This is a genomic window from Dyadobacter frigoris, from assembly GCF_005280585.1.
Taxonomy (GTDB): Bacteria; Bacteroidota; Bacteroidia; order Cytophagales; family Spirosomataceae; genus Dyadobacter; species Dyadobacter frigoris.
This window is the reverse complement of sequence record NZ_SZVO01000013.1, coordinates 166,076-179,358: the sequence shown is the minus strand read 5'-3', so window position 1 is coordinate 179,358 and position 13,283 is coordinate 166,076. Positions and strand designations below refer to the sequence as shown.

At 41.6% G+C, this 13,283-nt stretch carries 14 protein-coding genes and 1 tRNA gene; 2 read left to right on the top strand and 13 right to left on the bottom strand.

From position 1 onward, the window contains the following. Window positions 1-451: 451 nt before the first annotated feature. Complete coding sequence (locus FDK13_RS25280) at window positions 452-772, top strand: helix-turn-helix domain-containing protein (protein ID WP_137342796.1); 321 nt, start codon at window positions 452-454, stop codon at window positions 770-772. A gap of 317 nt (window positions 773-1,089) precedes the next feature. On the opposite strand, the gene FDK13_RS25275 is transcribed toward FDK13_RS25280, so the two are convergent. The 5 genes from FDK13_RS25275 to FDK13_RS25255 form a co-directional block, all read right to left on the bottom strand. Next, window positions 1,090-2,385, bottom strand: coding sequence for a site-specific integrase (locus FDK13_RS25275; protein WP_137342795.1), 1,296 nt, complete (start codon window positions 2,383-2,385; stop codon window positions 1,090-1,092). Between the two features lie 248 nt (window positions 2,386-2,633). Then, window positions 2,634-2,706: transfer RNA gene (locus tag FDK13_RS25270), tRNA-Lys, on the bottom strand. Between the two features lie 469 nt (window positions 2,707-3,175). Continuing rightward, complete coding sequence (locus FDK13_RS25265) at window positions 3,176-4,102, bottom strand: hypothetical protein (RefSeq protein ID WP_229216208.1); 927 nt, start codon at window positions 4,100-4,102, stop codon at window positions 3,176-3,178. After that, window positions 4,099-5,880 carry a type VI secretion system baseplate subunit TssF gene (locus tag FDK13_RS25260; protein WP_137342794.1) on the bottom strand — a complete coding sequence of 594 codons (1,782 nt, stop codon included), beginning with the start codon at window positions 5,878-5,880 and terminating at the stop codon, window positions 4,099-4,101. The genes FDK13_RS25265 and FDK13_RS25260 overlap by 4 nt, the downstream gene beginning before the upstream one ends. Before the next feature lie 2 nt (window positions 5,881-5,882). After that, entirely contained in the window at window positions 5,883-6,311 is a 429-nt protein-coding gene (locus tag FDK13_RS25255) for a GPW/gp25 family protein (protein WP_137342793.1), read from the bottom strand. 79 nt (window positions 6,312-6,390) lie between these two features. Between FDK13_RS25255 and FDK13_RS25250 the strand changes: the two genes are divergently transcribed. Continuing rightward, window positions 6,391-7,158, top strand: coding sequence for a TssN family type VI secretion system protein (locus FDK13_RS25250; RefSeq protein ID WP_137342792.1), 768 nt, complete (start codon window positions 6,391-6,393; stop codon window positions 7,156-7,158). A 7-nt stretch (window positions 7,159-7,165) separates the two neighbouring features. Here FDK13_RS25250 and FDK13_RS25245 read toward each other — a convergent pair whose 3' ends face one another. From FDK13_RS25245 to FDK13_RS25210, 8 genes are all read right to left on the bottom strand, one after another. Next, complete coding sequence (locus FDK13_RS25245) at window positions 7,166-7,693, bottom strand: T6SS effector amidase Tae4 family protein (RefSeq protein ID WP_137342791.1); 528 nt, start codon at window positions 7,691-7,693, stop codon at window positions 7,166-7,168. A 111-nt stretch (window positions 7,694-7,804) separates the two neighbouring features. After that, window positions 7,805-8,221 carry a type VI secretion system tube protein TssD gene (gene tssD / locus FDK13_RS25240; protein ID WP_137342790.1) on the bottom strand — a complete coding sequence of 139 codons (417 nt, stop codon included), beginning with the start codon at window positions 8,219-8,221 and terminating at the stop codon, window positions 7,805-7,807. A gap of 48 nt (window positions 8,222-8,269) precedes the next feature. Next, window positions 8,270-10,111 (bottom strand): type VI secretion system Vgr family protein, encoded by a 1,842-nt coding sequence (locus FDK13_RS25235; protein WP_137342789.1) that lies wholly within the window; start codon window positions 10,109-10,111, stop codon window positions 8,270-8,272. Next, on the bottom strand, window positions 10,111-10,611 hold the full coding sequence (tssD, locus tag FDK13_RS25230; RefSeq protein ID WP_137342788.1) for a type VI secretion system tube protein TssD: 501 nt from the start codon (window positions 10,609-10,611) through the stop codon (window positions 10,111-10,113). Before tssD (FDK13_RS25230) ends, FDK13_RS25235 begins: the two co-directional genes overlap by 1 nt. Before the next feature lie 3 nt (window positions 10,612-10,614). Beyond that, complete coding sequence (gene tssD, locus FDK13_RS25225) at window positions 10,615-11,022, bottom strand: type VI secretion system tube protein TssD (protein ID WP_137342787.1); 408 nt, start codon at window positions 11,020-11,022, stop codon at window positions 10,615-10,617. Window positions 11,023-11,056: 34 nt separating this feature from the next. After that, window positions 11,057-12,427, bottom strand: coding sequence for a DUF5458 family protein (locus FDK13_RS25220; RefSeq protein WP_170982914.1), 1,371 nt, complete (start codon window positions 12,425-12,427; stop codon window positions 11,057-11,059). Window positions 12,428-12,488: 61 nt separating this feature from the next. Beyond that, window positions 12,489-12,938, bottom strand: a complete 450-nt coding sequence (locus FDK13_RS25215) for a hypothetical protein (RefSeq protein WP_137342786.1) — start codon at window positions 12,936-12,938, stop codon at window positions 12,489-12,491. Between the two features lie 36 nt (window positions 12,939-12,974). Continuing rightward, the gene (locus FDK13_RS25210; protein ID WP_137342785.1) at window positions 12,975-13,277 is read right to left on the bottom strand and encodes a PAAR domain-containing contractile injection system baseplate protein; all 303 of its coding nucleotides are present in this window, start codon (window positions 13,275-13,277) and stop codon (window positions 12,975-12,977) included. Window positions 13,278-13,283 lie beyond the last annotated feature (6 nt).

Sequence of the window (13,283 nt, the reverse complement as noted above, 5' to 3'; positions counted from 1 at the left end):
TGATATTTGTAATTAGTAGCCGATTTTAGACTGTTATATGTCCCTTATTTGTCCCTGAAAATTTATAACTATATGAAAATTAAGTAGTTCGAAGTTTTGTATCGGATTAAATATGAAGGATTATCAACAAGATAATCCCGTTTTCTGTATTGCAACTAATGTTTTCATAAAGTACTACAGGTTATGCTTAATTATACCAAAGGAAAACACACTGGTATCGCTTCTTTTTTTAATTCCCAATATAAGTTTCTGCTCCGTCAGGAATGAGCTTCACCGTTTTAAACAATAAATATGTGAATTTAAATGGAGTCCAGTATTTTTGAAATTCTGTAATTGGAGTTGTGCAAGTCAGATAGCTGCCCTAAAATCTGAAATTGATAAGCTTCCGAATATACCGGTGAATACATTCTTGAAAGTAGTTTGAAATTATTCAGTAACCAAATGTAAGACAATGGCAACAGAGAGAAAGCACAGAGAGAGGGGAGATGTCATTTTCGCAAATCAGCTTGTAACTATGGGCGACCTTGAGAATTTCAAGTCTGATCTACTGGACGAGATTCGAACGATTGTAAAAGGGGATCATGGACGCCCAACTAAAAAATGGCTTAAATCCAGCGAAGTCAGGAAGTTGCTGGATATTTCCCCTGGGAAACTTCATTGGCTCAGATCCAATAGACAACTTGAATTTATTAGGATAGGTGGGGTAATTTATTACGATAGGGAAGATATTACAAAGATGTTTGAAAAAAGTAAAGTTCGGGTATCATCTTAAGTGGGTATGATAAATTTGAAAAGGACTTCAGGATATGGCACTATGGTTCCACCTTCATGGAGCCATGTTAAAATTTATTTTTTTCAGAGTGGAAAAACTGAGACTATGGCGAAAGGATTTTTTTGCTATTATTCCAATAAAAGTTGGTTGAATCCAAAGGGTGAATTAATCACAGATTGGAAAATGTGTGCCTGGCAATGGATCTGGAATAAAAACTGAGAGGAGTAGTTAAGGGCAAAAATGAAACAGCTTTCCTGAAAAAACGCCACTAAGTGTGATTTTACTTAGTGGCGTTTTTTTATTTTTTTAAATATGAACTAGCTGACACTTCTCAGTTTTCCTTCACTGGTAAATAGTAGAGATTTTACCTTTTCCATGTTTTGACTGATCCTTGGCTTACGTACCTTGGCATAGCGCTGTGTAGTACGGATGGATTTGTGCCCGAGCATTTTGCTTACATCCTCGAGTGGCACACCGCTATTAAGCATAATGTCAGCAAAAGTATGTCTGGCTAAGTGCGTATTCAGCTCGCGGGCGACATTACAGATGATGGCCAACTCCTTTAAATAGCCGTTGTAATGTGCATTGCTGTTGACAGGAAGTAATTTGCCATTGATTTTGCAACATGGATGACCTTTGTACTTTTCAAGTATCTCTTCCACAACAGGCAAAATTGGCACCATTTCAGACACACCTGTTTTGCCACGATCTTTAATGAGCCATCTTTCGGCGTTTTTACCTACTCTGACTATATTCTCACTTTTCAAATCAAAAAGATCCTGATAGGCAAAGCCGGTAAAGCATTGAAATATATAGACATCACGTACTTCTTCAAGTCTTTCAACCAAATTTTCTTTTTTGTAGATAGTTTCCACTTCGTAAAGTTCGAGTGGTGGAATATCTGTTTCATCAGCACCGCATACAAAAGAACTGATCGGATTTGCGCTGATTAGTTCCTGGTTTACACAGCCTCCTAAAATTTGCTTTGTTTTTTTGATATGCTTTTTTGCAGTCGGCTCTGCCAGTGGATCTTCAACTTCCAGTGTCAGGTAATTATAAAATGAATCCGCAAAGGAGTATCTGATCTCTCTTAAGTCAAGGTCTTTCCGGCCATATTGATGCTTAATGTATTGTGAAACCTTCTTTCTGGTCGATCGCCAATGGCGTAAAGTACCCTCAGATCTCAAATTCTTTTTTACCTTTTGATCAAAAGTTTGAATAAAGCGATCAAACGCTTCTAAAATTGTCTTTATGGTGTTTTGAGTGGTGCTCCCTGATGTTTTTCTCTGGCTAATTATCGGCAGGCCCAAATAAGCGTTTTTGAGCATCGTAGGGGTGATATGGCCTTGCTGAGATTGCAGGAGCATAAAATGACTTTCCAGATCCGTTTTAAGTTTCCCAATCTTTTGGTTGGTGATTCTGGCTTCACTGCTTCCCTCTGTCACAAGCTTAATTTTGTTGTCCCAAAACTTAGGCAAGGTTTTTCGGCCCAGTGAAATTTCTTCATTGATACCTTCAATGGTGATTCTAGCATAAATAGGAGCCTTGCCATCCCTGGAAGCTTTGGCTTTAAACAGCCAAAACAGGATTGAGAGTTTCTGATTGCTTTTCATTCTTCACATTGTTTAAGTGGTCAAAAGTTTTTTCCGTTCTACCGGATTGACACATTGATTTCCAAAACATCTTCTCACACAAGTCTTTATCGGAAAATCGGTTACCTAATTTAGGGATTTCAAATGGTAACTGAATAGGTAACCGAATACCTTGATTTACTTTGATTCAGAATGAACTACTTTTTTGTAAAAATGACTGATTATTAAATCATTATATACAAAAAAAGCGCCGTTTGAGGCGCTTTCAGTGATCCCGCTGGGATTCGAACCCAGGACCCATACATTAAAAGTGTATTGCTCTACCAGCTGAGCTACGGAATCGTTTTGGCTGTTAAGTCGACAATTTTCATGATATGAATTTTGTCATATTAGAAAAAGTTAAACTGCCAACTGCTTTCTCTGCTATTACTCCGCTGGAATGCTTTTATCTCTAAAATCTCCTTATCGGTATTAATCAAAATTTCGATCAATTAGTAACCGGATATTTTGTGTTTCACATTTTGTCGTGCTGTTCACTAGTATCGTGGTGCAAAAGTACTATTTTAAATATCCAATCCAAATTTGATGGATAATTATTTTTTTAAACATTTTGACAGGATAGTTCAAATAGCTCAGTCTGAGATTATTGAAGAGGGATATTTTTTTAAATAATTTACAATAATATAGCTTGATACACACTCAATAATATATTTGACATCATTTTAGGTGTTGGTATTTTAATGAAGAATGTGTGAAGCTTTTACAATATTTAACCCTCAATGCATCGGATCTGGTCAGATGTTATTTGAGCCTAAATCGTGAGTAACGTAGTGTAGCCAAGTCTGGGCAGTACATTTGAATCAGTTTCAGGAAACAAATACATCGTATCACACGGGGCTGATAAGTTTATTTTATAATCGTACTCAACGGGAAGAAGCCAGCCCAGAAGCCAGTTGACCAGATTATCGAAGTCCGGATCGCAAAAGCACTTTTCGAGCTCATCCGTGTTTTTGAAGGAGATGTTTATTTGAATTTCTGGTAAACACGAATCCAATGCTCCGCCTAAAAGCAGGTCAGCACCTAAACGTGCGGCACCGATTTCAGCACCTTGCATCATTGAGAGATTATTTCCGTATTCATTTTCAATGCCGACAGAAACATTCAGAATTCCGGATAAAATACTTTCAGATTTCAGGAAATCTGCCCTGCATTCTGATATTTGCGGAAGCATCGGTAGAAGATGCATAAATGTAGCATCAGAAACAAAACCAGGAATTTGCCAGAAGCAGCGTAATTCTTCAAATAATGCAGACTCCGGATCCAGTGAACTGGCACTTTGTTCAATTTGCTCTGTATGTACTTTGCTGAAGAAAAACTCTTGTTCCAATGGAAGAAAAAACAAGCGTGTTTTCTGTTCTTTTTCACGCTCCGCACGAATATTATCAATTTTGTTCTTCAAACTTTTTCCTGATTTTGAAGAAGATAAATGAAAAAGCTGCTCGGGCAGATAGTCGTAAATCCCGCTCCGGTTTGATTCAATAACCGGCCCTTTGAAATTACCTATTTCCTTTTCGACTATAACTTCAATATCACTGTGGCTTCGTCTTTTGAATGGTCCAAGCGGGCGGAACGTAATTTGCCCGGGGGAAAAGCCTGTTTCAAGAAATGACGCAGCCAAAAATTCGGCTTTTAAATCACTCGAATGCTCCAAAAATATGTTATGCCCGTTTTCCATCATTTCACTGTTATTATATCAATTGGATACATACCTGTTGATAGTTTTTCCATTTTTGATTTTAATAAATCACATGTTTGAACCCAGTCATAATGATTGGGCAAAGTGCCCGAAGGTGTAAGCTGAATATGAACGCATCTTACAAAACCTTGTCCGGGAAGATTTCCTTTGATAAAATGCGGACGTATATTAATTTTTCTGATTTTATTTCCCAGTTCGGCTGTACAGTAGGCACGGATATCTTCGGCGGTAATTAAACGGCCGGAAGTAATAATATTTTTCCGCAATTCGCTCACATATTCAGTCTCTTCCGGTGCCGGTTTTCCGTCAAATGAATTTGTCAAAAGCAAAGTTTCGGCGTTGTTTAAAGTTGAGCCCGAATAAGATTGAAGCCTGGAGCCGGCTGGTAATCCATTGGCAAGTTCTGCTGAGGTTGTCCAGTAAGAAATGTATAAATGATCCGGCTCCTTATCGGCTTTAATAACCAGAAAAGGTTGTGAAGAGGTTTCGTTCGCTCTTTTTACGCCAAGTTTCTGCTCGATTCTGGCCATGTTTTGGGAAATTTCTCTTAGTATGGAAGCCAGGTAATCTTCACCAATCGCATTAAAAGCGGTGACCTCATCCCGTAGAAGTTCCATGAGCTGGTAAAGAAAAGCCTTCGCATTTCTTTGATCAAAGCGGCCAACACCCTGTTGTCTCAGGGTGTAAGAATTACTGGAAGAGCTGTCACTTTTATCAGAGGCGGTATAGTGCTGGTTTTTTTGGTTTATTATTGTATTAATGCCAAAAAATGCTTCACTTGAAGGGAGTGCAATTCCATTGATGCCTGACTGCAATCGGTAGGTTAGCTTATGGAGCTGTTTATTACTTACCGGAAAAGCATTTAACGCGATTTTTATATTCTCAAATCCTGCGGTTGGAAAAGCGGCCGGCCATTTAACTTTCAGCCAGACTAATGGTTTTTTGAATGCCTGCAAAGATCTTCTGTCAAATAAATCTTCAAATTCCAGAGGGTAGGGAAGTAGCTCCATTGTATCTTTTCCCCAGGTTTCATTACTGGTAATGTTGATGAAATGATTCGTCATTCCAATCAAGGTTATTTCGTCTTGCCCGGTTTCTGTCTTCAGGCCTGCTTCGAAATGCAACCTTTGCTGCCCGGATTCCCAGGTTGTGAAAGGCAGGAATTCCCGGTAAAGTGCCTGAGAAGAATCTGCGGGCCAGTCTATATAAAACCGGAAGCCCTCAAAGGAATCAATCGCCGGATCCATATCAATTCCAATCCAAACGGACTGTTCACCACCTTTTTGCAGCAAAGCTGACGACAGTAAATTACGGGATCCTTTTTCTAATGAATAAAGTCCTGCCGACGAAGCATAAAAAGCGACCGCCGCATTGACGATGGAATGTTTCCCGACGGGAGAAAAAAACACTTCTGCTGATTCTCCTTTTCTCACAATGGTTCGCCTGCAAACAAGTTGACTCTCCTGATCCACCCAGCCTTTGGCTTCAACCGCGCGGGTCTGCGCGATGGCAAGGGCTGGCTTTGGGCTTCGCTGAATTTGTGGGCAAAGTATTTCCGCCAGCCGGCTCATCAGCCTTAGTTCGGTCCCTTTTATTTCCTGACCGACTTTTTCAAATTCTACCGCGCATCCTTCAATAAGCAATTTTACCAGCGGATCAAATTGATCCAGATTTGTTTCGTCATATCCCCAAAGTTCGGCTGAGCGTTTCAAAATCCTTTGGGATATATTTTCCTTGTTGTAATATGAATCGGAATACATGGCTAATCGATGGACATGGGTGAAATAAATATGCGTTCAAAGAATATGAAGGGTTCGTTGGTTCTTCTGATGACTGCCTTAACTTCCACACCAATTCTTTTTCGTATATAATTATTATTTTTGGACATGACTTCAAGCTCTTCAATTTCCACCCGGACTTTCGTCTGCATAAGCCGCCGCTCGAACCTGGAAATAGCAACTTCCAGCGATTCTCTTATCAAATCCTTCCATTTGATTTGTGAAAGCATTGAAAAATCATGTTCCCATAAGGCACAGCCATAATTTTCATCGAAACGTGTTTCATCAAAATGAGTAACCATCAGAAGATAAAGATGCTGATGAATAGCTTCCCGATCAGGACATTTTGCAAGCATCTGCCCTACGACCACACAGTCTAATGCCAGTGGCAGTGCGTAATTTTGTTGTTCCATTCGCTTCGTTTAATAACAATGTGGTTGCATTAATGAAAGTCTCTCTTATTTTTGTTAAACAGATCAACCCGCGTTACTTATGAAATTGCCTTTGCCCAAAACTTCCTCGCAACGTCTTCAACTTTTGTATGCCTTTATCGCGATTTTGCTGCTGGTATGTGTAGGTTCATTTGCTTTTTGGATAACGGATTATCATGTCGCCTATCCGGGGGCTATGTTTACTTTTCTGGTATTGGGGATTCTGCATATTTACCTTTTATCTCATTGGTTCAGTACTCTTTTTTTGAACGGTTCAATCAAAGCGCTGGGTTTTACGATGCTGTTAAGTCTTATAGCCGCCCTTCTGATTGTGCTTCTTTATTATAAAATCAGTGACGCGCTTTCAGTGGGCATTGGCATGGCTACGGCCTTGGTTGGTTTTCTTTTTCCTGTTTTTGTGGCAAAGGTTTATCAGACTTACCTGATGATTCCTTTAAAAGAATATAAAAAATGGTATTATCCAATGGGGCAGCCGTTGCCTGATATGGATCTTCTGGATCTTTCGAGGGTTTTGGTTATACAATTTGAATTTACCAAAAAGGCGAACGAAACTGGCTTTACTAACTTTCGCGCCAAAGCTCCCAATGCAATGCTTTTCGGTGAACTGTTTTTTATCTTTCTAAATGATTACAACGATCGGAATCCTGCCAGTCCTGTCGAATTCCTGACATCCGAAGGTGTTCCTTATGGATGGCTTTTCTATAAAAAATCGCCCTGGTATAAAAGGCACGCTTATATGGATCCGGATCTTACTTTCCAGGCTAATGGAATTGTTGATAATGAAACCATTGTCGCCGTTAGAGAATAATTTTGGATTACTGACCAAGAGCATCGTCGAACACGCTGGACAATGATGCAATTTCCCAAAAGAAAACCCCTCTGAGTGCAGTGCTGACAGCATGCTCGCCGCTCCATAAATCAAAAAAATCGGTTTCATGCACATAATGTTTGCCGTCCCAAAGGGAGATGTGCCGGTAACCCAAGGCGAGGATTCCTTTTCTTGATCCAAGCTGTTTTACAAATCCGGCACGGCTGCCTGCGCGGTAATTTTGAGTTAACGGGTAAGTTTTGTCCAGATACGCTTTCATATCGACAACGCTATAAATATAATTATCCCCCCTTTCATCTTTCATGCTGCGAACTCTACCTCCGGCAACAATCGGAGAATAAGGCAGATCATCCGGGATATTCAAACCTGAACGGTTCATGGCGTAGCTAAGCTCAATGGTGCAGGTCTCCACCTTTGTATCAATATACTTTTCAATTTGTCCACCCATTCCTGCATATTGAATCGTATGATATGGATGATTATTGAAAAGCGTTTGGAAATCACAAAAAATCATAATTTTTCCTTTTTAAATAATCGGTAAAACGTTGATCCGTAATAAGGTAAAATTTAGGGCGCCCTGAGCAATGCTGAAGGAAACGCCCCTTCTTAAAATAAAGGATGGCTTCTACCACCGGTTGGTATGCGGTGTACCAAACAATTTGATCTCTTTTGCAGACAAAGTCAGGCTTGTCGTCATCGGCATTGAACCTGTTTCCGTAAAACTCTCACTGTATTGCACACAGTATACATCGGTGAGTTCGAGCTCCTTCTGGGTCTGTTCTTCGTCAACATTTTTAAAGGAGATCTTTGCAGAAGACTTTTTCCCGTCCGGATCCACCATCCATTCCCAAAGTCCCTTACTATCATCCGCACTGGATGAATCAACCTGAATAAATACGGTTCCTCCATACACTTTTGAGGATACACGGCCCTTGTCGTCTATGGATTGGGATAAAGAATAGTTGCATGAAATAACGGCGATTCCGTCGCCGGATGGACCACCATCCCAGGTAAAATACGCGTCAAAACTTGAAGCTGGCATAATTGATAAGTGTTTAAAAAGTGGAAAACTGATTTGATATAAATATTATTAATTAAGCATAACCGGCATTCCTTTGATCATTGCAGGGCCATTGCTCTTCACTTCGGCCATAGCGTCTGCTTCAATGCTTACCTGAGCAGCTTTGAGTTTGGCTGAGGCAGTACCTTCCAGTTTTAGTTCAGAACCTGCCTTGATTTCGGCACCGGCCGAACTTTCTGCTTTCAATTCCTGGGTTGCCTTGATCGAAATTTCATTTCCCTGCAATTCGAGTTTTTGATCGGCTTTGATGGAAATATTATTGGTGGCTTCTATTGTCAGATCTTTTGATTTAATCTCGATCAGCCCGTTTTCTACTTCCAGATGGATTTTACCATCGTCTTTAAAGCTGAAAATCACATTCGTACCTTTACTGTTCATGTTGGTAATCTGCAACTGGGCGTCACCGTCTTTATCTGAGAAAATGATCACATTGCCCGAGCGGGTTCCCATCACTTTCATGTCATTATTGTCGTTTGTATAATGCGTGTCATCGTCTGGTTTTGGGTAAAGTGTTGTTACTACAAAAGGTTTTTCTGCCAGATTTCCTTCATAACCAATCATAACCATTGCACCAACTTCCGGCACAAAATTAATTCCCTTGCCTTGTGCATTGTGCATACTTCCCACGCGCATCCAGATCGATTCCTGGTCTTGTTGCCTGGCCTGGCCCCACATAAATTTTACCCTGATGCGTCCCAATTTCTCCTTATCGTCATTGGCAATCACTTCTGCCTGCTCATTTTCTCCCAGCGGATTGTGCACATTGGGATTGTTGGGAGGATGTTGAGCCGATTCAGGAACTGCCTTAAATGAATTTTGGTAACTACCAGCTGTATTAACTTCATGACGAATATGCACGACCCGGTATTTGCCAAAATTCTCTTCATACTTTTCGCCCCGCTCATTCAGACGCTGGCCTTTGACAACCAAAACAGTACCGACGCTCATCGTTGGAAGCTCTCCGGTTCCCCGGAAATCAACCATAGAAGTGACACGTGCAGAGCGTTCCATTTTGGTCAGCTCATCTATTTCACTTTGTCCGACAATAATTTCAGGAACTTCCAGCAGCGCACTTTGAGCAAAAAGGTTATCCGACTGCTGCAATGCAAATTCACTGAGTGAGGTTAGCCCGCTTACATTTTGTGAGCTGGATTCTCCGGTGAAAGCCTCTGGTTTCGTGTAATTATAGCCTTGATAATTGAATTTGGATGGATGAAGAAGCAGCGCAACGTCAAAGTTTTGCAGACCATCAACCAGAAAATCCACCTCGCTGGAATCATTTCCACGACCTAAAACCAGTTCCTTTCCATTGTAATAAAACCACTCACAGCAGCGGTCGGCAACCCGGCTTAAAAATCTGAAATTGCTTTCATTGTATTGAATAAAAGGTACTTGCCGTCCTCCGTTTTCAGGGTTAAGCTGTTTTTTGAGCAAATTCTGTGGGTAAGGCTGCAAAATATTGTTGAAAATATCCTGCACGGTTCCCCGCAAAAAGGAACGCCGCTGCACGCTATCTTCCAAAACAATAGTCGGACTGAAACCTTTGAGCACAAAAGCGCTGCTCATATCACTAAGACTACGCAGGCGGATTTCGGTTACAATCCCCTGAAAAGTAAAATCAAGAGATTCCTGATCCAGCCTTGGACTAAAAGAAAAGGTAATTTTTTTGCCCATCACATTACGGTGCGACTGGCTGAAAAAATGTTCTCCCTGTTTTTCAAGCTGATCAAAAGGTACCAAAAGCTCAAAGCTGTGATGGTCGAACAGGTCTTGTTCAATCGTCAGTCCCAAATGACGTTTGATCTGGATTCCTCCTTCAATTTCTATGGAAGTATTAACCTGCCGTGCCATTAACTTTTGATTTCGATGTTTCCAATTTTTACAGTTGCAGGCAGCAGAACCAGCTCATAAACCAGAGATGTGCTGCTGTCACTCAGAAAATAGTCTTTTCCCCGGTGCTGGGGCAGATATCCTTTTTGATCAGGAACATGAGCAATTCTGTAACCCCGGATCGTTGATCTTTTAGGCAGAAAGGATTCACGGAATCCCACACAATAGGCGTCTTCAAATTCTATTTTACGTAAAAGCTGTGAGTCGTCATGGTATTTAAACTCAATTTGTCCGCTTAGTTTTCTGTCATTTTTAAATGCCCAGTCGTAAAGCAATGCAAAATCATCGTTTTGTTTGGGGCCGATCGTCATCCGGATCAAACGAGGTTTAGGTGCATCGGTCGGGCTTCCCCTTTCATCAGCGTTGCGATTACAGCCATAAGAAATTTTCTGTGCTGAAAACTCTTTTCCGTCAATCGTCACATGCGCCTCAACACCGATCGTTGCATCTTGTTTTGCCATCTTCTAAAAGTTTTCCAGTTTGGCTTCATCTACTTCGATGCTGGCCGCTGTGATCGTAAGACAGGTAATGAAATTTTGCAAGCGGTTTGTAAGCGCTATATCAAGATCATCGGATCCGTCATCAAACATTTCGACAAACTCGGTGCAAACCGCATCTTTGAAACTGAGCGTTTTGAACGAACCGTGCTCGCCGAATTGCTCAACAGTCAGATCATATTTTTGCGACGGTTTGCTTGCCCATTCAACCAGAAAATCATCCAGCACCATTTCCAGTTCGACATACAAATGTGCCCACTGGATGGGGGAGGTGACCGACATGGAATCGTCGACGGTTTGATGAAGCTCAAAGCGCATGTACATCACACTAAATTCATGATCGCCGTCGACGGTCAAATTGGAACTGAAAGCCATCTGGAATTGGAATCTTAATTATGAATGTCAAACGTTACTGCTGCGCATATTCAGCATTCCAGGCAGTCGCATCCAGATCGTCTCCTTTTTGTCCTGTCAGCGCGATCATGAAGTTTTTGGCCGGAAAGTAAGGAATCATATGAATGTCCAGATACACTTTGTCTTTCTGGTTTTTATCTTGTTCAAAGCGCATCACACTGAATTTTTCGATCAGTTTTCCAGGCCCTGTGACACTGTCTAAAAACTTGATGATCTGTTTTTTAAGATCGTTTTTAGTATTGTAATCAAAATTTTCAAAAGCACGTCGGTTCAAAAAATCAATCAGTACTTTTGTGATATAATCAAAAACCCGAACGACCGAATAGGTTTGTAGTCCTACATTATCTCCGTTGAAAAGCGTTTTGGCAGAAAACGCCATAACCTTGCTGTACTCGTTCACCATTGGAATTAGTCCCATTTTTTCAAGATCTGCGATCTCGGATTTTTTAAGTGGAAAACGCACACCATCGACCTCGTTTAAGGTTCCGTGTTTTTTTCCGGCAGCTACCTGCGACATCAGCGTTTTATACACATTACCCGCAAGCGCTGCGGACGGTGGAATATACAGATCGTCTTCTTCACCCAGATCCGCATGTTTGGCTCTGCCTACCAGCCAGTTACAAGTCATCATTACGTTGGACAAATGCGCTGAGCCGCCTGTCAGATTCGCTGCTTCAAAAAGCTCCATGACATCCTCCGGCGCGTCCAGATGCTCAAAGTCAGTCACCAGCATTACCTTGTTTTTATGCGCCATTTTTGCCCATTTATCAACAACCTTACCAGAGCCCAAATATCCGGGAACATTCAGGATCGAATAGTTCTCACGCAAATCCAGCCGGTCAAATTTAGCCGCCAGTTCTTCGCCGACGGCGTCAGCAAATGTGGTCACATCCAGGTCTTTAATCTGCTCAGCATCCGCATTCAGAAACGTTACGTTTTTGACTTTTTCCTGTTCTGTATTTTTGAAAAAGGTAGCGACAGAACGGTAGGATTGTTCCAATGGACGAATTAATTCAACGGCTTTCCCCAAATTTTCCTTCAAAAGCTCTGATGCCGCATCGGCCTGGTTTTGTCCTTTTTCAATCATTTCGGCGATATTTTCTGAGCTTCCCAGCAGTTCGGTCCAGAGTTCAAGCCGTTTTTTGAGCTGCTGACGCTCTTTTTTCTTGTCAGCCTCGGTCAGAAATATCTTTTTTCTGGCCTTTTTCTCAGGATTAATATTTCCCGCTCCTTCGATGATTGTCTCAACCAGATCGTAGCTTCCATATTTTGCTAAAAGCGGTAATCCTTTTTCCAAAGGCACTGCCGCATGATCGCGGTAACCGGCTGAGCCCTGCTCTTCATTTAATGTTGTTTCAGTTGGCATATGACTGGATATTTAAGCTTTTGAGTACTTTTTATTTGTTCGAAAAGTAAGACTGGCGTTTTTAATCAGCAGCTTCCAACTCGTTGATCAGCGTTTGGAATACACCAAGCAACGCAGCCTTGGCCTCGGGTTTTTCGAGTGCAGCTTTCAGGATTTTATTCACTTTCAAATGGCGGACAACCTGTTGATAAGCTTCTGCCCGCGCATCGAGATCCTGTAAAAATGCACTTTGTGCTACGATACCTTTTTTGCCAAAATCACCCAGATTACGAAAGCGGAGGGGTTCATTGATAAAGCTTCCTTCTGCTGTGATAAACTCTGCTTCTGCCTCGGGCTGGTAGTGGGCAAAAACTTCTTCTGTCGTTTTCAAATCGTAAACCATTTCAGGTCTTACTGCCGAATCACCGGTTAATTTTGTGGCGAAAAGCGTCCGGTTTTGGGGAATATCCGCGATCCCCTCGCTGGCCTGGTCAATTTTGCGTTCATTGCCGCCAATTCCGTAGTTGAACATGGTCTTATTTGTTTAAATGTAAAATTAAATCTCGTTTTAGCCTCCGATTAAGACAGTTGGACAACCTGCCACGATACTGCCTCCGTGAGCCGTCATATCACCCATTCTTGCGGCGGGTTTTCCTGAAATAAGTACACTGGTTGAGCCGATAACAATAGCATCCGGCGGGCCAACACAAACGCACATATCACCCACGCCAGCCGCTGGCATACCTCCGATCAGGACCGTTGGAGCGCCTGGCGGAATGATGGGGCCGCCCACGTGTGGGATAGGAGGTATGCCCGGCGTAACCATGGGACATACATGCATATCGCCGATTCTTGCTGCTGGTTGTGCCATTTTTTT